We start from the raw sequence: 19,504 nt of genomic DNA on the forward strand, positions 1-19,504 counted from the left end.
CCTCAGCCGTCCGGGTCACTGTCGGCGAGGATGGCGGACACACCGTCGAGACCTCTGCGGGTCCCGACGACGACCACCACGTCACCGGCGGCGAAGCGGAACGAGGGGAGCGGCGAGACGATGACCTCGCCGTCGCGCAGCACCGCCACGATGGAGGCACTGGTGCGGGTACGCGCCTTGGTGTCGGCGAGCGGCCGGTTGACGTACCGCGACCCCGCCGGAATGGCGATCTGCTCGGTGAGCAGCCCAGCGGCCTGCTCGCGCAGCCCGGAGAGCTGACCGAGCATCAGCGACGCGCCGAGGATGTCGGCCAGCGCCTCCGCCTCGTCGTCCGTCAGCGGTATGTCCGCCTGGCAGGCGTCGGGATCGTCGGGGTCGTAGAGGACAAGATCACGGCGGCCATTGCGGTGGGAGACGACACCTAGGCGGCGTCCGGACTCCGTCACCAGATCGTGGCGTACCCCGATCCCGGGTAGGGCGGTCTGCTCGACACGTACTCGCACCCGACCAAGGCTACCGCCACGTGAACAGCGCGCAGATCTTGGACGCAGAGACAGCGGTTGCGGCCTTTGATCGACACGACATCGCCGAAGTGGGGGCATCCAGCGAGCGGGACACCCCCACGTCGGCGATCCGGTGTGGATCAAAGTCGGCGGCCCGCCAGTCGAGCCCGTCCCGCCAGCGGTCGACGGGCGCGCGGACCCGGGCGGTGCTCAGTAGCAGACCGGAACGATCCGTTCCAGTGCTAGTCTCAGGTCGTGTCGACGAAACCCCTGGCTGGTCGCCGGGCACAGGCCGCCCGCAACGACGAGGTGATCCTCGAAGCCGCCCGCGCGGTCTTCCTCGACGATCCGAAGGCGCCGATCGCCGCCGTCGCGGACCGCGCCGGCGTCGGCATCAGCGCGCTCTACCGGCGGTACGCGGGCAAGGAGGCCCTGCTGCGCCAGCTCTGCCACGACGGGCTGCGCCGCTACGTCGCCGTCGCCGAGGAGGCGCTCGCGGAGCCGGACGACTGGGCCGCCTTCGCCGGGTTCCTGGCCCGGGTTGTCGACGCCGACGTGCACTCGCTCACCGTGCACCTGGCCGGCACCTTCACGCCGACCGAGGAGATGGGCCGGGACGCGGTACGCGCCGGCGAGCTGGCCGCCACGCTCGTCGAGCGGGCGCACGCCAGCGGGCGGCTGCGCCCCGACGTGGTCGTACAGGATCTGGGGTTGGTGTTGGAGGCGTGCGCGGCGGTGCGCGTACCCGATGGGGAGCGGACGCGTGAGCTGCGCCGCCGGCAGCTTGCGGTGCTGTTGGGTGGTCTGTCGACGGTGTCGGAGGCCGACCCGCTGCCCGGCCCGGCCCCGGCGGCCGGGGAGTTCGACTGGCGGTGGCGACGCAGGGAGTGACGGGCGTCACAGGCTAAGGTTGAGTGGAATACGCTCAACTCTGGTGGTGTCCAACCCAATGGACATCGCCGATCCGGGGGAGCCCATGAACACTGAGAAACTCACCACCAAGAGCCGCGAGACCATCACCGGCGCTGTCACCCTGGCCAACCAGCGTGGCCACGCGACAGTCGAGCCCTGGCACCTGCTGCTCTCCCTGCTCGACACCGACGGCTCGACCGCCGCCGGCCTGCTGCGCGCCGTCGGGGCCGACCCCGCCGAGCTGCGCCGGGTCGCCGAGCGCGCGGTCGACGCTCTGCCGGCCGCGCGGGGCTCCAGCATCGCCGAGCCCACGCTGGCCCGCGAATTCGTCAACGCCATCGGGGCCGCCGAGCAGATCGCCCGGCCGCTGGGCGACGAGTACACCTCCACCGAACACCTGCTCGCCGGGCTGGCCCGCGTGGGCGGTGCCGTGTCGGCCGCCCTGAAGTCGGCCGGGGCCACCGAGGAGGCTCTGATCGCCGCCTTCCCGACCGTCCGGGGCGGAGACCGGCGGGTCACCACCGCCGACCCGGAGCAGACCTACCAGGCGCTCAGCAAGTACGGCGTCGACCTGACCGCCAGCGCCCGGGACGGCAAGATCGACCCGGTCATCGGCCGGGACTCCGAGATCCGCCGCGTCATCCAGGTGCTCTCCCGGCGTACGAAGAACAACCCCGTGCTGATCGGTGAGCCCGGCGTCGGCAAGACCGCCATCGTGGAGGGCCTGGCCCAGCGGATCGTGGCCGGTGACGTGCCCGAGTCACTGCGCGACAAGAAGCTGGTCTCGCTGGACCTCGGCGCGATGGTCGCCGGCGCGCAGTACCGGGGCCAGTTCGAGGAGCGGCTGAAGTCCGTCCTGGGGGAAATCAAGAACTCCAACGGCCAGGTCATCACGTTCCTCGACGAGCTGCACACCGTCGTCGGCGCCGGCAAGGGCGAGGGCTCGATGGACGCCGGCAACATGCTCAAGCCGATGCTCGCCCGCGGCGAGCTGCGGATGGTCGGCGCGACCACGCTGGACGAGTACCGCGAGCACATCGAGAAGGACCCGGCGTTGGAGCGGCGCTTCCAGCCGGTGCTGGTCGGCGAGCCGACCATCGAGGACACGATCGGCATCCTGCGCGGGCTCAAGGAGCGCTACGAGGTGCACCACGGCGTACGGATCACCGACGCCGCGCTGGTCGCCGCCGCCACGCTCTCCGACCGGTACATCACCGACCGGTTCCTGCCGGACAAGGCGATCGACCTGGTCGACGAGTCCGCGTCCCGACTCCGGATGGAGATCGACTCCCGGCCGGTCGAGGTGGACGAGATCGAGCGGGCGGTCCGCCGGCTGGAGATCGAGGAGATGGCGCTGGCCAAGGAGCCGGACGCGGCCTCCGCCGAGCGGCTGGCGCGGTTGCGCCAGGAGCTGGCCGACAAGCGCGAGCAGCTCACCGTGCTCTCCGAGCGCTGGCAGACCGAGAAGAGCCACATCACCAAGCTCTCCACCGCCAAGGAGGAGTTGGAGCGCCTGGGCGGCGAGGCCGAGCGGGCCGAGCGCGACGGCGAGCTGGAGCGTGCCGCCGAGCTGCGGTACGGCCGCATCCCCGCCCTCAAGGTCGAGCTGACGCAGGCCGAGGAGGAGTTGGCGCAGCTCCAGGCCGACGGCGCGATGCTCAAGGAGGAGGTCGGCTCGGACGACATCGCCGCGGTCGTCGCCTCCTGGACCGGCATCCCGGCGGGCCGCCTGCTGGAGGGCGAGACGGCGAAGCTGCTGCGGATGGAGGAGTCGCTCGGCGGCCGGGTGGTCGGCCAGGCCGAGGCCGTGAGCGCGGTCTCCGACGCGGTACGCCGGGCTCGGGCCGGTGTCGCTGACCCGGACCGCCCGACGGGCAGCTTCCTCTTCCTCGGCCCGACCGGTGTCGGCAAGACGGAGCTGGCCAAGGCGCTCGCCGAGTTCCTCTTCGACGACGAGCGGGCGATGGTCCGCATCGACATGAGCGAGTACGGGGAGAAGCACTCCGTCGCCCGTCTCGTCGGTGCCCCGCCCGGCTACGTCGGTTACGAGGAGGGCGGCCAGCTCACCGAGGCCGTACGCCGCCGGCCGTACTCGGTGATCCTGCTGGACGAGGTGGAGAAGGCGCACCCGGACGTCTTCGACGTGCTGCTCCAGGTGCTCGACGACGGTCGGCTCACCGATGGTCAGGGCCGCACGGTGGATTTCCGCAACGCCATCCTGATCCTCACCTCCAACCTCGGATCGTCGGTGATCAGTGACCTGACGTTCTCCGAGGAGCAGCGCCGGGAGGGTGTCCTCGCCGTCGTCCGGTCGCACTTCAAGCCCGAGTTCCTCAACCGGCTCGACGACATCGTGGTGTTCGCCGCGCTGCGCGGGGACGACCTGCGGTCCATCGCGGACATCCAGCTCGACCGGATGCGACGCCGTCTCGCGGATCGTCGGCTCGGCCTGGACATCACCGAGTCCGCCCGTGGGTGGCTGGCCGAGCACGGCTACGACCCGATCTACGGTGCCCGTCCGCTGCGCCGCCTGGTCCAGACGGCCATCGGCGACCAGCTGGCGAAGGCGCTGCTGTCCGGAACGATCCGGGACGGCAACACGGTCAAGGTCGACCTCGACCCCGCCGGTAACGCCCTGACGGTGACAGCCGCCTGACGTTGACGATCAAGAGGTTCGCGTCATCGGGATGTCTTCTGATGACGCAAACCTTTTGATCAACAGGGTGAGAGGCGTGCCGACGGGGAAAGGATGAGGACATGTTTGGGATGTCCAGGTGGGAGCGGGACCTTCGTGCCGCGGCGGACGAGTTGATGGCCGCCGACACGTTGGCCCTCGGTGGTGTGGGATTCGCCGGTGAGGTGCTGCCGGTGACCGAGGCGTACCGCCGCGTCGAGACCGCACTCGACGACCACCCCGAGGAGGTACGCCGGCAACTCGACCGCGTGCTCGCCGAGGGCTCGCCGGCCGGCCGGGCGTACGCGGCGACGCTGCTGGAACGGGCCGACCCGACGGCCGCCCAGGCGGCCTGGGCGTCGCTGCGCGACGATCCCACCGAGTTCACCACCTTCGTCGGCTGCGTCATGGGCCGCTCCACCCTCGGCGACTACGCCACCCAGCGACTCGCGGCGGCCTGACGATCCCGCCTCCTGGACACTGGCAACTGTCGATAGCCGCACCCGGCCATCCGCTGGCTGCCGTCGGTAGCTGAGCTTTCGGTCACGACGCGACTCATTTCGGTGCGCCAGGTTGTTACCGTCTGCGCCGACGTACCTGGGGAGGTGGTCGGGTGGACGGGTCGCTGGCGTTCCTGGTGGGGGCCGTCGTCGTACTCATGGCGGTCGTGCTCGTGGTCGTCGTGCGCGCCCGGCGGCGGGCCGCGGCCCGGCCCACCGACCTGCCGCCGACCCGCCAGCTGGCACCGGGTCATCGCGTCCGGATCCACCAACGGGAGTACGTCGTGAGCGGCACCATCCGTCTGGTCGAGGGGGACTGGACCTGGGTGCAGCATCTCCTCGACGACGCCTCCGGCACGCCGCACCGGCTTTCCGTGGAGGGCGACGGTGGCCCCGAGTTGGAGGTGGTGCTCTGGACCGCCGAGTCCGGAGCGACCGTCACCCCCGGCGCGCCGACAATCGACCTCGGCGGCCTGCGGTACACCTGGGCCGAGACCGGCCAGGCGCGTTACACCGCCATCGGCGAGACCGGCCTGCCGGCCGAGGGCACGATGCGCTACCACGACTACCAGTCGGGTGGGAACGCCCGGCTCTCCTTCGAGGCGTACGGCGAGGAGGGTTGGCGGGTCGCGCGCGGTGACCTGGTCGACCCGGCCGACCTGGCGATCCGACCCGCCGACGACCCTCGCTGAACGACCCGACGGGCGCGCCGCTTTCGTCACGGCATGCCGGAGTGGCCGGTTGCCGATACGGTGTGGGCCCGCTCTAGGAAAGGAGAATCGTGGTCGACTCCCCGAGCACGCCGGCCCGCCAACGGCCCTCCACCGTGACGATTTCCAGCTACCTGCTCTACCTGTTCCTGGCGTGCCAGGTGATCAGTCTCATCATCACCCTCTCCACCATCGGCAAGACGCGAGACGTGCTGCGCGACGCGTACGCGAGCAGCACCGCCGAGGGGGCCGATCAGGTCGCCGACTTCTTCTTCGCCTTCGGCCTCGGCAGCGCGATCCTCGTCCTCCTGCTGGCGGTCGTGCTGGGCGTGCTGGCCATGTTCAACAACCAGGGCCGTAACGGTGCCCGGATCACCACCTGGATCGTCGGCGGCATCATGGTCTGCTGCACGGGTGGCACCCTGCTCAGCGGTGCGGCCGGCGGCTTCACCACCGGTGGTAACAGCGGCAGCGACATGCCGAGCGCCGACGAGGTCCAGCGACGCCTCGACGAGGCGCTGCCCGGCTGGATCACCCCGGTCAGCCTCCTGCTCGGCGTGATCAGCCTGCTGGCGCTGCTGGCGGCACTGATCCTGCTGGCCCTGCCCAAGTCGAACGAGTTTTTCCGCAAGCCCGCCGCGGCCTGGGAGCCGCCGACCCCGGGCGCCAGCTACCCGGCGTACCCGCAGGCCTCCGGCCAGCCCGGCTACCCGCCGGCTCCCGGCCAGCCCGCCTACCCGTCGACCCCCGGCCAGCCGTCGGGCGGGGAGCCGGCCTACCCGTCGACCCCCGGCCAGGGGTCCGCGCCGGAGCAGCCGACCACGCCGCCGGCGAACCCGTCCAACCCGGACCGGCCGGACGACACGCCGCCGGCGGACCGCCCCGGCACGACCCCGCCGTCGACGAGTTGACCCACCGATAAGCACGACGCCGACGATCCCTCCGAGTAGGTTGCAACCCGACGCCTACCGGAGGGATTCGTCGTGTCGTACCCCGAATCGGCACCGCCCCGCCGGCCCGCCGTGGTCCTGCTGGCCACGGCCGTGTTGCTGCTGATGGCGGTCGGCGCGCTCGCGTACACCGTCGTCGACCTGACGGTGCTGGGTCGGACGGTGGACGCGTTCCGCGCCGCCGCCCGGGACACCTCGGCCAGCCCGCAGCAGATCGACGACATCGTGACCCTGCTGCGCGCGTCGGCGGCGCTGACCGCGGTGGTGGCCGCGCTGTCCGCACCCGTGCTTGCCGGGCTGGCCCTCGGACTGTCGACGGGTAGACGCGGAGCGCGAATGGCCACCTGGGTGATCTGCGGGCTCGGCCTGCTCGCGGGCTGTTGCAGTGTGGCGGTGCTCGTCGGCGAACGTGCCGCGCCGCTGCGGCTGGGGGCGGACGAGCGGGCCGCCGCCGAGCTGCTGGGCCTGATCTCGGACGCGTACCCGTCCTGGTGGATACCGCTGAATGCCGGACTTTCGGTCGGGCAGGCCCTCGGTTACCTTGTGGTAGCCACGCTGCTGGCCCTGCCGGCGGCGAACGCCTGGTTCGGTCGACACCGTCGCACGACACCCACCGCGCCATCCGTCCCACCCGCGTTTCCGCAGGCGCCGGCCGCGCCCCCGTACCCACCCAGGTGAGGACCGCCCGTGACGCTCGAATCCACGACCCCCGAGCGGCGGGCCCTGGTCACCGGTGCGACCTCCGGTATTGGCGCGGCGTTCGTCCGGCGTCTGGCGGCCGACGGATGGCACCTGGTGCTCGTCGCGCGGGACGCGGATCGACTGGCCGGGATGGCCGAGGAGCTGCGCACCCGACACAGCCACGACGTCGAGACGCTGTCGGCGGATCTGTCGACCGATGACGGCTGCGCCATCGTCGAGCAGCGGCTGGCGTCCGACAGTCCCATTCACCTTGTGGTCAACAACGCCGGCATCAGCCTGAACAAGCCGTTCCTGCGCTCCACTGCGGAGGACGAGGCGCGGCTGCTGCGACTCAACGTGCACGCAGTCATGCGATTGACCCTGGCCGCGCTGCGCCCGATGACCGAACGGCGCGATGGGGCAGTGATAAATGTCTCTTCGGTTGCCGGGTTCGGCGCGGTGATGCCTGGCTCGACCTACTCGGCCAGCAAGGCGTGGGTCACCAATTTCAGTGAGTCCGTGGGGCAGTCGGCACGCCCTTTCGGCGTCCGGGTGATGGCTCTGTGCCCCGGTTACACGCGCACCGAATTCCACGAACGGGCTGGCATCAACATGTCCAAGACGCCCGAGTGGATGTGGCTGCAAGCCGAGGACGTCGTCGACGAAGCCCTGCGTGACCTGCGTAAAGGCAAGTTGGTAAGCGTTCCGGCGTGGAAGTACAAGGTGGCCGTCGCCGGTCTGCGGCACGCGCCCCGCCGGCTCCTCGAAGTGGTCTCCCGCGACACCCGTGGCCGGATCGGTCGCGAGGAGCGCTGAGCCGACGGCGCCTCGTCGCGCCGTGGAGGCTGCCGTCGGACGCTGGCGCACCGCTCTCGTGCCGGTAGCGGAGCGTAGTCGAACATCGCCAGCCATCGGTGTCTCGCCGGGCCGATGGGGTAGGGCCGTCCACACGACGTTCAGAGTTGCGCAGTAACCTCTATCGCCATGGGGGACCACGACGACCTGCGTAAATTCATTACCGACCTGGCTGTGGTCCACGGCCGGGTGGTGCTCTCATCGGGGCGCGAGGCAGACTGGTACGTCGATTTGCGACGTGTCACGCTCCATCACCGTGCCGCTCCGTTGGTCGGTCGGGCGCTGCTCGACCTCACCGCCGACTGGGAGTACGAGGCCGTCGGTGGCCTCACCCTGGGCGCGGACCCTGTCGCGCTCTCGATGCTGCACGCCGCCGCTCCGACCGGCCGCGCCCTGGACGCCTTTGTGGTGCGCAAGGCGGGCAAGGCCCACGGTCTACAGCGACGGATCGAGGGACCGGAGGTGGCCGGCCGCCGGGTGTTGGCGGTCGAAGATACGTCCACAACGGGCGGAAGTGTGTTGACCGCTGTCGAGGCACTGCGCGAGGCCGGAGCCGAAGTCGTGGGCGTGGCGGTTATTGTTGATCGAGGCGCCGGCGACGCGGTGCGAGCCGCCGGATTGCCGTACAGGGCGGCCTATACGTTGGCTGACCTCGGCCTTGTGGCGTAAAAGTTTACCGATTCGGATCTGCTGATATGCAGGCGGATCGATGCTGCTGGTGGAAGGATGGAATACGTGGGAACTGCGTTGGCCGAAATGACTATGCCTCAGATCTCGCCGCTTGCCGGTGAGCCGATCGAACGTGCCGATGCCGAGCGTCTGGCGGGGGTCCTCAAGGCCCTCGCCGATCCCGCTCGGTTGCGGCTGCTCAGCCTGATCCAGTCGGCCCCCGAGGGCGAGGCGTGCGTCTGTGACCTGACCGCGCCGCTCGGCCTCTCTCAGCCGACGGTCAGTCACCACCTGCGTATCCTCACCGAGGCCGGCTTGCTGGAGCGGGAGAAGCGCGGTGTCTGGGCGTACTACCGGCTGGTCCCGAGTGCGATCGCGACGATCGCCGACCTGCTGACCCCGCCGCGCAAGCGAGCCACCAAGAAGGCTCGCTGACGCAGGCTGCGCACCGTCTCGTTCCGAGGCGGTGTCCGGTGGCGAACCAGGGGTGGCGCCACCGGTAGCTGATACCTGCTCGTCCTCGGCCGCACCGCCGGAGGTCGGGTCCGACATGCCGACGGCCGACCCCCTCACCAGGGGGCCGGCCGTCGTCGTACCTCGGATCAGTGCTCTTGGCCGTGGCCCCGACGGTCGTGCGGGTGCTCGTCGTGGTCGAACTTCTCGCGTACCGCGTCGACCGCACCCGCCGCGCTGGCCGCCGCGACGACAGCGACCGCCTCGCCGCGCTTGCGGGCCCGCCGGTCGCGGAGGAACTCGAAGAAGATCGGCAGCACCGAGATCGCGATGATCAGGGCGACCACCGGCAGGATGTAGCGGTCGATCTTGTCGCCGATGGCCTGGTAGATCCGATCGGCCAGCAGGTAGCCGATCAGCAGGATGCCGTCCACCCAGAGCACGCCGCCGACGATGTTCCACAGCAGGAACTGTCGGGCCGGCATGCCCAGCGCCCCGGCGACCGGGTTGAGGAACGTCCGCACGATCGGGATGAAGCGCGCCAGCACGACGGCCTTGGCCGGGCCGAACTTCTGGAAGTAGTACTCGGCCTTCTCCACGTACTCCTTCTTGAAGAGCCGCGAATTGGGCCGCTCGAACATCCGCCGGCCGTACCGTGCGCCGAGCCAGTGCCCCAGCTGCGCACCGATGATCGCGCAGATCGGCCCGCCGATCAGCAGGCCGGCCAGTGAGAGCCGGGTGCCGTCGCCGAAGATGGCGTCCGCCACCGGCGAGGCTGCCACACCGGCGAGGAACAGCAGGGAGTCACCGGGGAAGAAGAAGCCCACCAGCAGGCCGGTCTCGGCGAAGAGGATCACCCACACGCCGACCAGCCCGAAGGTCTGCAACAGATCCTTGGGATCGAGCGGGTTCAGGGCGACGCTCTCCGTGAGAGCGCGGGTCTTCTCAGCTGTGTCCACGGCCACAAAGGGTACCGAAGCCCGGTGCCATCGCCGCGCCGGACCGGTGCCTACCACCCGCTGGCCGTATACGACGGTGCCCCGCCGACCTGCGTGGTCGGCGGGGCACCCGTACTGCTGGGATGGATCAGGCGACGAAGCGGGTCCGGCGGCGCTTGGCCACCAGGTAGCCGCCGACGCCCGCGGCGAGCAGCAGCGCGCCGAGGCCGGCGACCAGGCCGGTCGACTGACCGGTGATCGGCAGGGTGCCGCCGTCACCGCCGCCCTGACCGTCGGTCGCACCCTTGATGGTGAACGCGGCGGTGTCGTTCTTCGGGTCGAGGTCGGCGATGGTCGACCCCTCGCCGTCCAGGTTGAAGTGCAGCAGGTGCACGGAGCCCGGCGCGCCGGCCAGACTGTCGATCCGCAGCCCGAACTCGAACACGGCGGTGTCGCCCTTGTGCAGGGTCTCGTACCAGAGGCAGAGGTAGGCGCGAGCGCCCGGATCGCCGTACCAGCCGACCACCTCACCGTCCTTGAACGGCGAGCACTCGTCCGGCGCGGTCACGACGGTCGCGCCGGCCGGAATGGTGATCTCGGCGACGGTGGTCAACTGGTTCGGCGAGTACGTGTTGATCGCGGCTGGCCCGTCGTTGACGAAGCCGACCTTGGTGTTGACGGTCTTGCCGACGGCACCGGCAACTTCGGCCCCGTTGGCAGCCACGTCGGCCCGCTGGTTGCCGGTCACGGTCGCCGCGATCATCGTGATGTTGTTGCTCGGGTCCTTGTCGGTCTGCTTGAGCTGACGTGCCTGCGCGGTCGGCGCCGGAACCAGGGTCAGCGCTGGTCCGGTGCCCTTGCGCCACTCGCCGTCCGGGAACGGGGACTCCGCGAGGTAGGCGGCCCAGTCGCCATCGGCGAACCACTCGGCCGAGCCGTACTGCTCGCTCGGCGCCCAGGCGTCCGAGGCGATCGTGAGCGCGGAGGACGGGTCCAACTGGACGACGGCACCCGGCTCGATCTTCTGGTCCATCGTGCACTGCGCGAAGCTCGTGCCGAACGCGTAGAGGTAGGAGCAGTTCGAGTGCTGGGCCGCGGTGAGACCGGTGCCGGTCAGCAGGAGAACGGCGCCGTTGGTGGTCTTGTCACCCACGTTCGCGACCCGCAGGGGCGCCTTCACCGTCGCTCCTGGCGCGCCCGAGACCTCAAGGACGTCGTCCGCCTTGAGGTCCACACCCTCGCCCACCTCGATCGTGGAGGTGGCGGTGACGTTCGCCTTGCCCTTGGTGGCCATCGTCAGGGTGAGGTCACCCCTCTTGCCGACCGCCGCGGTGTCCTTGGCCTTGACCGTGAGGTCGAGGACGTAGTCGATGGTGTTGGCACCCCGGAGATTGCAGGTGATGAGCGCCCCCTTCTCCGAGCAGCCGGGCACGGCGTCGGTCAGGGTGACGGTGGCGAAGTCGGACACCGCAGTGCGGTCGACCGTGACGGTGAAGTAGTCAGGCAGGGCCTCGGCGAACGCCTGGAGCATGACGGACTTGGCCTCGCCGCCGGCGGCGAGGAGAGCGTTGTTCGCGTACAGGAAGACCTCGTTCGAGGGCTCCTCGGCGGCGGCCGGGCTGGCGGAGGCGGCGACGAACGCGCCTGCGACGCCCAGTCCGGCGAGCCAGCGCCGGGTGGAGTGCGTGAGCATGAGGGGGATTCCTCCAGTAGGGGGATTCAGGTGCAGCCTGCGGATCTTAAGGAATCGCTAAGGTTCACCGCCGTCCCTGATCACCGCTCAGTCGGCAGGTCGAACCGAAAGGCTGATCACCGCCGCAACGTTCCGCCCGCCCGCTCCCGTCATCTGAGGCAGGACCCCGGGAGGTGCAGTGACGTACGAGGAGTTCGCGGACGCGCGACTTGCCCCGCTGCTGCGGTACGCGGTGATGCTCACCGGTGATCCGCACCAGGCGCAGGATCTGGTGCAGGAGACGATGGTCCGGGTCCAACTGAACTGGCGGCGGGTCGCCCGCGCGGACTCGCCCGAGCGGTACGTGCGCCGGATGCTCACCAACCAGTACGTCGACTGGAAGCGCGGCTCGTGGATGCGTCGGGTGCTGCTGCGCGGGGAACCCGACGAGTCCCTGCCCGCACCGGCCGACCACGCCCAGTCCGCCGTGGACCGGGACCAGATCTGGACCTGGCTGTCCCGGTTGCCGCGTCGGCAGCGCGCCACCCTCGTGCTGCGCTACTACGAGGACCTGCCCGACGCCGAGATCGCCGACATTCTCGGCTGTGCCGTCGGGACCGTCCGTTCGTCCATCTCCCGGGCCCTCGCCACGCTCCGGGCCGAGTACGTGGAGGTTCGCTCATGATCGAGGATGACCTGCGTGCCGCCTTCGCCCGGCACGAGCCGCTGACCCCGCCGACCGGTCCGCTGCGCGCCGCGATCGACCGACTGACCATCCGACGTCGCCGCCGCCGTCGACGCTGGCAGGCCGGCGGCACCGCGCTGGCCCTGCTCGGGGTGCTGGGGCTCGGGGTGCCGCTGCTGACCCCGGAGCGCGGGGGGCCGCCGCCGGCCGCCGAACTGCTCGGTGAGTCCGCCCGGCCGGTACCGCCCGGCGCCCTGAACATACTGCTGCTCGGCCTCGACGGCGACGGTCCGGCGGCGACGCGGGCCGACGCGGTGCTGTTGGTACACATCCCGGCCGACCGCAGTCGCCCCTACCTGGTGTCGCTGCCCCGCGACCTGGGGGTGTCGGTCCCGGGCCACGGCACCGACAAACTCAACTCCGCGTTCCCGTCCGGCGTCGGGTCGTCCCGGCCGGAGATGACCAAGGGGTACGACCTGACCCGGCGTACGGTGGCCGAACTGACCGGGGTCCAGGTGGATGCCGGCGTGGTGCTGACGTACCGCGTCCTGAGCACGCTTACCGATGCCGTGGGAGGTGTGCCGGTCTGCCTGCCCGACCAGGTGCGTTCCGTCCACACCAGGCGGGTCTTCCCGGCCGGCTGTCACCGTCTCGACGGTGCCGCGTCGGTCGACCTGCTCCGCCAACGCTACGGTCTGCCCGAGGGCAGTCAGGACCGCGACCGGAACGCTCGGCTCTTTGCCGCCGGTCTCGTCCGCCAGGCCACCGACCGGGGCATACTCACCGATCCGGTACGCCTCGCGAAACTGCTGACCGTCGTCGGCCCGGACCTCGTGGTGTCACCCGATCGGGCGGCCGTGCTGAACCTGCTGCGGCTCGTTCCCACGCTGCGAACGGTCGAGCCGGTCGGGCTCGGTCTGCCGGTCGTCGGGCCGACGGCGAGGGACCGTCACCTGCGCGTCGACCCGACGTTCGCCCCGGAGTTCCTGCGAGCGCTGCGGGAGGATCGACTCGGCGAGTGGGCGGACCGTCACCCGGCGTTGGTCGACGTCGCTCGGTGAGCTGTCAGCGGTAGTCGTCCTCGTCCCCGGTGACCACCCGGGCCTGCTCCATGGCGTCCCAGTCGTCGACCTCCATGCCGCGCTGCGGCTCGACGTCGGCGTGGACCGGGTCGACCGTGGTGGCCTGTTCGACCGCGTCGGCCGGCTCCGCCTCCGGATCGCGTTCGTCCGCGGCGAGGTGGTCGCCGGGGGTGAAGTCCTCATCGGGCTGACCCATGGTCCCTCCCGGGGTCTCGGGGCACGGCTCCCACCACCGTACGGGCTGCGTCGGCTTCCCGCCGGCAAGCCGACTCGGCCGAATCACCCCGGGACGATGCGCGCCGGTGCCAGGATGGTGCCGTGGGCTTCCTCATCCGACTGGCGATCACCGCTGTCGCGTTGTGGGTGACCACGCTGATCGTGCCCGGCGTCGACGTGCACGGCCGTTCGGGTGGCAACACCGTGCTCACGCTGATCGTGGTGGCGCTCATCTTCGGCGTGATCAACGCGGTGCTCAAGCCGATCATCCGGGTGGTCGGCTGTGTGTTCTACCTGCTGACGCTCGGCCTGTTCGCCCTGGTGGTCAACGCGCTGCTCTTCCTGCTCACCGACCGGATCGCCCGCGGGCTCGACCTGCCGTTCCAGGTGGACGGTTTCTGGGCGGCGTTCTGGGGAGCGATCGTGATGACCGTGGTCACCTGGCTGATCAGCGTCATCGTGCCGGACCGTCTGGACACCCGGTGAGCGGCTGACACCCCCTCGGTTGGTCCTGCGCACCTCACCTGCGGGATACTGCCGGGCGGAGGACAGCGCGGTCCGGCGCACAGACGAACAACAGCGGCCAGCACGGCCGAGAGTGGTAAGTAAGGAGCACATCACATGCCCATCGCTTCCCCCGAGGCCTACGCGGAGATGCTGGACCGCGCCAAGGCTGGCCGGTACGCGTACCCCGCGATCAACGTGACCTCCTCCCAGACGCTGAACGCGGCGCTCAAGGGCTTCGCCGACGCGGAGAGCGACGGCATCATCCAGGTCTCCACCGGTGGTGCCGAGTACCTGTCCGGTCCGTCGATCAAGGACATGGTCACCGGCGCGGTGGCGTTCGCCGCGTACGCGCACGAGGTGGCCAAGAAGTACTCGGTCAACATCGCCCTGCACACGGACCACTGCCCGAAGGACAAGCTGGACAAGTTCGTGCGTCCGCTCATGGCCGTCTCGCAGGAGCGCGTGAAGCGCGGCGAGGAGCCGCTGTACCAGTCGCACATGTGGGACGGCTCGGCCGTGCCGGTCGCCGAGAACCTGCAGATCGCCTCCCAGCTCCTCGACGAGGCCGCCAAGGCCAAGATCGTCCTTGAGATCGAGGTCGGCGTCGTCGGTGGCGAGGAGGACGGCGTCGAGAACGCCATCAACGACAAGCTCTACACCACCACCGATGACGGTCTGGCCATGGTCGAGGCGCTCGGCCTCGGCGAGAAGGGCCGCTACATGGCGGCGCTGACCTTCGGCAACGTGCACGGCGTCTACAAGCCGGGCAACGTCAAGCTCCGCCCGGAGATCCTCAACCAGATCCAGGAGGCGGTCGGCGCCAAGTACGGCAAGGACAAGCCGCTGAGCCTGGTCTTCCACGGTGGCTCGGGCTCCCTGCTCAGCGAGATCCGTGAGGCTCTCGACTACGGCGTGGTGAAGATGAACATCGACACCGACACCCAGTACGCCTTCACCCGGCCCGTCGCCGACCACATGCTCCGCAACTACGACGGCGTGCTGAAGATCGACGGCGAGGTCGGCAACAAGAAGCAGTACGACCCGCGCGCCTGGGGCAAGGCCGCCGAGGCCGGCCTGGCAGCCCGTGTCGTGCAGGCCTGCGAGGACCTGCGCTCCACCGGCACCACGATGACCAAGTAACGACGTACGCAGCGACGGCCGGCCTCCCGCGGGGGCCGGCCGTCGTCGTTCAGGTCGTCAACAGGTGGACGGCCTCGCGGACGTCGTCGGTGAGGTGGATCGTCGACGACAGGTCACCGAACGGCGAGGCGGCCAGCAGCGGTCGCAACAGCGCCTCCACCGGAAGCTCCCGCGTCCAGTAGTCACGGTCCAGGAAGATGTACGCGCCGCTGGCCCCGTCGGTGCCGTAGTAGGTCTTGGTGGCCGCCTGGAACACCTCCTGCACCGTGCCCGCCCGCCCCGGCGCGAACACGATGCCGCCCCGGGCGAGGCGCAGGATGGTGTCCTCCCGGATCGCGTTCGAGAAGTACTTCGCGATCCGTCCCGCGAACAGGTTCGCCGGCTCGTGCCCGTACAACCAGGTCGGGATGGCCAGTCCGCCGCTGCGCGCCCAGCCGAGATCGTCGCCCCGCTGGCGGGGCACGCCCGCGTACCGCTGTCGGACCGTCAACGCGACCCCCGTGTACCGGTGGTGGTCGGTGAAGTCGGGCGCGGTGGCCAGCAGGTCGATCGCCGCCGTCAGGTCCGCCGCCGGGCGGTCCGCCAGGTACGCGCCGAGGTTCGCGGCCTCCATCACCCCCGGACCACCGCCGGTGACCACCAGCCGGTCGGCCCGCGCCAGCTCCCGACCCAGCACTGCCGCCATCCGGTACGCCGGACTGCCGCGCCGCACCGCGTGCCCGCCCATGATGCCCACCACCGACTGCGACCCGTGCGCCGCCAGCCAGGCCCGGGTGGCATCGCCCAGCGCGTTGTCCACGCCATGGTCGTGCAGCCGCTGGCCGAGCGCCTCCTTCACGTCCGGCAGCGCGCCGCCGTGCGCCCGGTAGTGCTCGTACACCCGGGTGTCGTACATCCCGGCGAACCCGCCCTCGACGAACCCGGCGGCGAGGTCGTCCGGGGTGTAGAGGTGCGCCGGCTGGGTCGGGTACGGCAGCCCAGAGAACGGCGGCACCACGTTCGCGCCGCGCCGGACCAGGTCGGCGCCGACGTCCCGGGAGGCGAACCGGCAGCCGACGAAGAGGGTGCCGGTGACCTCGATGCCGGTCAGGTCGGGCACCGGAGCGAGGTCGAGGCGCAGCCCCTGCACGGTCAGCCCGGTCAGGCGACCGGTCGTCAACTGCCGGTCGAACTCGTCCCGGGTCTGGATCTCGTTTGCGTGCAGCTGGGGTTCGATGACGTCCGTGGGTGGTGGGGTCGGCACCCGGCCATCCTGCCCCTTCGGCGGGGTCGGCCAAACCCCGGGCGGTCCAGGACGCGACAGGAGCCCGGCGGTCGTGGCCACCGGGCTCCTGCGTAACCGGTTCCTGGGGAGGCTCCGGACCATTAGTTGTAGTGGAAAACACCTGGCGGCGGCATAGGCCGCAGGCGTGATGAACTCCTCAGCCGTTCAGCGGAACGCGTCGGCCGACCCGCTCGCGTGTCGCCCTGTCCAGCGGGTTGAATGGGGCGATGCAGAACCTTTTGCCGGAGCCACCGGCCACCCTCCTGCCCGCGAACGACGAGGCCGACGCCGCCCTGGCCGCCGCCCAGGAGGCCGGCACCGACGAGGCGTACGCCGAGGTCGCGGCCCGCTTTCCGACCTACAGCGCGGCCTGGGGCGCGCTCGCGGCCCGGGCGTTCGCGGCCGGCGCGGTGGTGACGGCGTACGCGTACGCCCGCACCGGCTACCACCGTGGCCTGGACCAGCTCCGCCGCAACGGCTGGAAGGGCCACGGGCCCGTGCCGTGGTCGAACGAGCCCAACCGGGGCTTCCTGCGCTGCCTGTACGTGCTCTCCCGGGCCGCCGACGAGATCGGCGAGGCCGACGAGGCGGCCCGCTGCGCCCAGTTCCTGCGCGACTGCGACCCGGCAGCGGCGGACGCGCTCGCCAGCAACTGACCCGCTTCGACGGCCGGCCCGACACCGGGCCGGCCGTCGGCTGGTCAGAGCCCTTCGGCGACCGCTGCGGCGATCTTCAGCCAGGCGTCCCGGGTGGCCGAGGACAGACCGCCGTACCGGATCGGCTCGCCGCTGTCGATGAGCCGCTCGTACGGCGCCAGCAGCACCGCCCTGGTCCGGGCCGCGAAGTGCTCCTGGATGGCCGGCAGGTCGATCTCCTTGCGGGACGGCGGCATCGAGACCACGGTGACCGCCTGCCGGACCAGCCGCTGCCGGCCGCTCTGCTCCAGGTGGTCGAGCATCCGGGCAGCGGTCTCCGCGGAGTCGTTACGCGCGGACATGGTGACCACGAGTTGGTCGGTGGCATCCATCGACGCCTGCCAGTTCTGCGCCCGGACGTTGTTCCCGGTGTCCACGAAAATCAACTTGTAGAACCGGCTGACCACCTCGCGGATCTCGGCGAACGCGGCAGCGGTCAGCATCTCGCCACCGGTGGCCGACTCGTCCGAGGCGAGCACGTCGAACATGCCCTCGCCCTGCGAGCGAACGTACTGCGACAGGTCGCCGACCCGCCCATGCGCGCCCTGGAACTGCCCGAGGTCACGCAGCATGTCCCGCACCGTGCGGGAGTGGAAGTCCTGCTGGGCGCGCATCCCGAGGGTGCCCTGGGTCTCGTTGTTGTCCCACGCCAGCACGTAGCCGCCGCGCTTCTGCCCGAACGTCATCGCGAGCAGCAGGATGGCCACCGTCTTACCGGCACCGCCCTTCGGGTTGACGACTGTCACCTGCCGCAGCCCACCGAAGTTGCGGCGCACCATCTCGATGTCCCGCTTGAGCTCCTGCTCGTGCCGTCCCGGCGAGAGCCGGAGCAGACCCATCTTGTTGACCACCGCGCGTACGCCCATGGTGGCCACCGGATCGGCGGGCCGTACCTGCCGGCGGCGGGCGAAGTCCTCGGCGGTCGGTGCGGCAGTGGTCTCCGGCGTCCACGTGGCGTCCGGGTAGCCCGTGGCCGGCACGCGCGCCACCGGGTCGGTCTCCTGGTACTGCTGCGGCGGGGCCGGCGACACCGCGGCCGTGCCCTGCTGCCACGGTGGCGGATACCAGCCCGGCGACGGTGGGAACGGCCCGGGCGGCGGGGCCGGCACCGCGTCCTGCTGCGGCGGGTCGACCGGTGCCGGGCCGGCCTGACCAGGGATCGCCGTCGAGTACGTCTGCCCGGTGTAGGCCTGCCCGGCGTACGTCTGCCCCACCGCACCACCATTGTCGACGGCGGGCGTCGGCGGTGGCGGAACAGGCGGGGCGGGAATCGGCGGCGGCGGGATGCTGGCCTGGTCCTCTGCCGACGGGTGCGGGCTGGCCGGCCGCTGCGGTGGATACGCCCAGGGCGATTCGGCCGCCGGCCGCGCAGCCCCGACGGCAGGCACGCTCTCCCCGCCACTCGGAGACGCCGGTTCCGCTCCCGGCCCTGCGGCGGTCGGGTTCGCCGTTCCTGGGCCTGGGCCTGCGGTGCCTGAACCTGCGGGGGCCGGGCCTGCCGTGCCTGGGGTTGCCGTGCCTGGGTCTGGGGTGGCCGCTCGGTCGGCGGCTGCGACTGCTGCCGGCGGGTGGTCCAGGGAGAAGGGCAGGTCCAGGTCGACGCCGCCCGACACGGCCGACGGCCCGGGGACCGCGCCCGGGCCGGGCTCGTCCGCAGGCACCGCCCCGGTCGCGGCTCCGGCTGGTCCGGGCGCGGCACCTGTGGCCCCGGTGCCTGCTGCTCCGCCCGCACCACCCGACGACGCGGAGGTGCTCGCCGAGGCCGCGGGGGCGGGGTTCGGCGTGGCGCTGTCGGTGGTTGGCGTACCGGTGGTCGACGGCGACGAGTCCTTGCCGGGACCGACGAGTCCGCCAACGGCAGGCGGAAGCGGTGCCGTCGACGGAGCGGGGGCGGTGGGCGACGCCGTCGAAGCGGGTGGAGTGGCCGGCGGGTCGGCCGGCGGCCAGCTCGGCTGCGCCGGTGCCCAGCCCGTGCCCGGCGCGCCCGGTCCGCCTGGGCCGTTGGTTCCCCAGCCGCTCGGTGGCGGCACCGCCCCGGTCAGCGACGGGTAATCCGACGGAGACGGCGGGGGCAGGGCCGTAGCGCCCGGCTGCCCGGGGACCGGTGGACGCCCGACCGGCGGCGCGGCGATCGGCGGTGCGGTGACCGGCGGCGAGATGGCCGATGGCGCGGACGGCGACGGGTTGCTCCGCTGTTTGGCGACCGCCGCCCACGGCGGCACCACCTCACCCGCGCCCTGCTCGGTCGGATCGGGTGGCCAGAGTGGTTCGATGTCCCGCTCCGGCACCGGCTGCTGGCCGGGCACCTGCGCCCGGTCGGCGTTCTTGTCCATTACGGTTCCTCCCCAGTCCTCCTGCGAGGATAGGCCCACCGGCCGACCAGTGACGGTCGGCGCAA

At 71.1% G+C, this 19,504-nt stretch carries 20 protein-coding genes; 14 read left to right on the forward strand and 6 right to left on the reverse strand.

The window, feature by feature from the left end; genetic code table 11:
- Positions 1 to 2: 2 nt before the first annotated feature.
- Positions 3 to 503 carry a TrkA C-terminal domain-containing protein gene (locus ABZU91_RS25890; RefSeq protein WP_355048462.1) on the reverse strand — a complete coding sequence of 167 codons (501 nt, stop codon included), beginning with the start codon at positions 501 to 503 and terminating at the stop codon, positions 3 to 5.
- Between the two features lie 255 nt (positions 504 to 758).
- On the opposite strand from ABZU91_RS25890, the gene ABZU91_RS25895 reads away from it, so the two are divergent.
- From ABZU91_RS25895 to ABZU91_RS25935, 9 genes are all read left to right on the forward strand, one after another.
- Positions 759 to 1,394 (forward strand): helix-turn-helix domain-containing protein, encoded by a 636-nt coding sequence (locus ABZU91_RS25895; protein WP_355245482.1) that lies wholly within the window; start codon positions 759 to 761, stop codon positions 1,392 to 1,394.
- 85 nt (positions 1,395 to 1,479) lie between these two features.
- Entirely contained in the window at positions 1,480 to 4,071 is a 2,592-nt protein-coding gene (gene clpB, locus ABZU91_RS25900) for an ATP-dependent chaperone ClpB (protein ID WP_355245485.1), read from the forward strand.
- A 101-nt stretch (positions 4,072 to 4,172) separates the two neighbouring features.
- Positions 4,173 to 4,550 carry a hypothetical protein gene (locus ABZU91_RS25905; RefSeq protein ID WP_355245488.1) on the forward strand — a complete coding sequence of 126 codons (378 nt, stop codon included), beginning with the start codon at positions 4,173 to 4,175 and terminating at the stop codon, positions 4,548 to 4,550.
- A gap of 152 nt (positions 4,551 to 4,702) precedes the next feature.
- The gene (locus tag ABZU91_RS25910) at positions 4,703 to 5,281 is read left to right on the forward strand and encodes a DUF4178 domain-containing protein (RefSeq protein ID WP_355245490.1); all 579 of its coding nucleotides are present in this window, start codon (positions 4,703 to 4,705) and stop codon (positions 5,279 to 5,281) included.
- An 89-nt stretch (positions 5,282 to 5,370) separates the two neighbouring features.
- On the forward strand, positions 5,371 to 6,210 hold the full coding sequence (locus ABZU91_RS25915) for a hypothetical protein (RefSeq protein WP_355245493.1): 840 nt from the start codon (positions 5,371 to 5,373) through the stop codon (positions 6,208 to 6,210).
- Between the two features lie 72 nt (positions 6,211 to 6,282).
- On the forward strand, positions 6,283 to 6,927 hold the full coding sequence (locus tag ABZU91_RS25920) for a hypothetical protein (RefSeq protein ID WP_355245496.1): 645 nt from the start codon (positions 6,283 to 6,285) through the stop codon (positions 6,925 to 6,927).
- Between the two features lie 9 nt (positions 6,928 to 6,936).
- A complete protein-coding gene (locus tag ABZU91_RS25925) occupies positions 6,937 to 7,746 on the forward strand; it encodes an SDR family oxidoreductase (protein ID WP_355245499.1) in 810 nt (269 codons plus the stop codon).
- A 168-nt stretch (positions 7,747 to 7,914) separates the two neighbouring features.
- The gene (pyrE, locus tag ABZU91_RS25930) at positions 7,915 to 8,454 is read left to right on the forward strand and encodes an orotate phosphoribosyltransferase (RefSeq protein ID WP_355245502.1); all 540 of its coding nucleotides are present in this window, start codon (positions 7,915 to 7,917) and stop codon (positions 8,452 to 8,454) included.
- 57 nt (positions 8,455 to 8,511) lie between these two features.
- Entirely contained in the window at positions 8,512 to 8,889 is a 378-nt protein-coding gene (locus ABZU91_RS25935; protein ID WP_007454255.1) for a metalloregulator ArsR/SmtB family transcription factor, read from the forward strand.
- 167 nt (positions 8,890 to 9,056) lie between these two features.
- On the opposite strand, the gene ABZU91_RS25940 is transcribed toward ABZU91_RS25935, so the two are convergent.
- Together ABZU91_RS25940 and ABZU91_RS25945 are read right to left on the reverse strand one after the other, a co-directional pair.
- Entirely contained in the window at positions 9,057 to 9,872 is an 816-nt protein-coding gene (locus ABZU91_RS25940; RefSeq protein WP_355245506.1) for a DedA family protein, read from the reverse strand.
- Positions 9,873 to 9,993: 121 nt separating this feature from the next.
- Positions 9,994 to 11,538, reverse strand: coding sequence for an LPXTG cell wall anchor domain-containing protein (locus tag ABZU91_RS25945; protein WP_355245509.1), 1,545 nt, complete (start codon positions 11,536 to 11,538; stop codon positions 9,994 to 9,996).
- Positions 11,539 to 11,716: 178 nt separating this feature from the next.
- On the opposite strand from ABZU91_RS25945, the gene ABZU91_RS25950 reads away from it, so the two are divergent.
- Positions 11,717 to 12,202, forward strand: coding sequence for a SigE family RNA polymerase sigma factor (locus ABZU91_RS25950; protein WP_355245512.1), 486 nt, complete (start codon positions 11,717 to 11,719; stop codon positions 12,200 to 12,202).
- Positions 12,199 to 13,263 carry an LCP family protein gene (locus tag ABZU91_RS25955; protein ID WP_355245515.1) on the forward strand — a complete coding sequence of 355 codons (1,065 nt, stop codon included), beginning with the start codon at positions 12,199 to 12,201 and terminating at the stop codon, positions 13,261 to 13,263. Before ABZU91_RS25950 ends, ABZU91_RS25955 begins: the two co-directional genes overlap by 4 nt.
- Positions 13,264 to 13,267: 4 nt before the next feature.
- Here ABZU91_RS25955 and ABZU91_RS25960 read toward each other — a convergent pair whose 3' ends face one another.
- Entirely contained in the window at positions 13,268 to 13,480 is a 213-nt protein-coding gene (locus ABZU91_RS25960; RefSeq protein WP_355245518.1) for a hypothetical protein, read from the reverse strand.
- A 122-nt stretch (positions 13,481 to 13,602) separates the two neighbouring features.
- Here ABZU91_RS25960 and ABZU91_RS25965 point away from each other — a divergent pair, with 122 nt between their 5' ends.
- Entirely contained in the window at positions 13,603 to 13,986 is a 384-nt protein-coding gene (locus tag ABZU91_RS25965) for a phage holin family protein (RefSeq protein ID WP_354860252.1), read from the forward strand.
- Between the two features lie 135 nt (positions 13,987 to 14,121).
- On the forward strand, positions 14,122 to 15,147 hold the full coding sequence (fbaA, locus tag ABZU91_RS25970) for a class II fructose-bisphosphate aldolase (RefSeq protein WP_355245521.1): 1,026 nt from the start codon (positions 14,122 to 14,124) through the stop codon (positions 15,145 to 15,147).
- Between the two features lie 49 nt (positions 15,148 to 15,196).
- Here fbaA and ABZU91_RS25975 read toward each other — a convergent pair whose 3' ends face one another.
- Positions 15,197 to 16,390 (reverse strand): hypothetical protein, encoded by a 1,194-nt coding sequence (locus ABZU91_RS25975; protein WP_355245524.1) that lies wholly within the window; start codon positions 16,388 to 16,390, stop codon positions 15,197 to 15,199.
- Between the two features lie 248 nt (positions 16,391 to 16,638).
- Between ABZU91_RS25975 and ABZU91_RS25980 the strand changes: the two genes are divergently transcribed.
- The gene (locus tag ABZU91_RS25980) at positions 16,639 to 17,067 is read left to right on the forward strand and encodes a DUF3151 domain-containing protein (RefSeq protein ID WP_355245527.1); all 429 of its coding nucleotides are present in this window, start codon (positions 16,639 to 16,641) and stop codon (positions 17,065 to 17,067) included.
- A 44-nt stretch (positions 17,068 to 17,111) separates the two neighbouring features.
- On the opposite strand, the gene ABZU91_RS25985 is transcribed toward ABZU91_RS25980, so the two are convergent.
- On the reverse strand, positions 17,112 to 19,439 hold the full coding sequence (locus ABZU91_RS25985) for a chromosome partitioning protein (RefSeq protein WP_355245530.1): 2,328 nt from the start codon (positions 19,437 to 19,439) through the stop codon (positions 17,112 to 17,114).
- Between the last annotated feature and the right edge of the window lie 65 nt (positions 19,440 to 19,504).

The sequence above is a fragment of the Micromonospora sp. NPDC005174 genome (assembly GCF_040608495.1).
Lineage (GTDB): Bacteria > Actinomycetota > Actinomycetes > Mycobacteriales > Micromonosporaceae > Micromonospora.

Coding starts and splice junctions, on each gene's coding strand:
- ABZU91_RS25960 (WP_355245518.1), bottom strand. CDS start 13,480: ATGGGTCAGCCCGATGAGGACTTCACCCCCGGCGACCACCTCGCCGCG.
- ABZU91_RS25955 (WP_355245515.1), top strand. CDS start 12,199: ATGATCGAGGATGACCTGCGTGCCGCCTTCGCCCGGCACGAGCCGCTG.
- ABZU91_RS25985 (WP_355245530.1), bottom strand. CDS start 19,439: ATGGACAAGAACGCCGACCGGGCGCAGGTGCCCGGCCAGCAGCCGGTG.
- clpB (WP_355245485.1), top strand. CDS start 1,480: ATGAACACTGAGAAACTCACCACCAAGAGCCGCGAGACCATCACCGGC.
- fbaA (WP_355245521.1), top strand. CDS start 14,122: ATGCCCATCGCTTCCCCCGAGGCCTACGCGGAGATGCTGGACCGCGCC.
- ABZU91_RS25980 (WP_355245527.1), top strand. CDS start 16,639: ATGCAGAACCTTTTGCCGGAGCCACCGGCCACCCTCCTGCCCGCGAAC.
- ABZU91_RS25935 (WP_007454255.1), top strand. CDS start 8,512: ATGGAATACGTGGGAACTGCGTTGGCCGAAATGACTATGCCTCAGATC.
- pyrE (WP_355245502.1), top strand. CDS start 7,915: ATGGGGGACCACGACGACCTGCGTAAATTCATTACCGACCTGGCTGTG.
- ABZU91_RS25905 (WP_355245488.1), top strand. CDS start 4,173: ATGTTTGGGATGTCCAGGTGGGAGCGGGACCTTCGTGCCGCGGCGGAC.
- ABZU91_RS25945 (WP_355245509.1), bottom strand. CDS start 11,538: ATGCTCACGCACTCCACCCGGCGCTGGCTCGCCGGACTGGGCGTCGCA.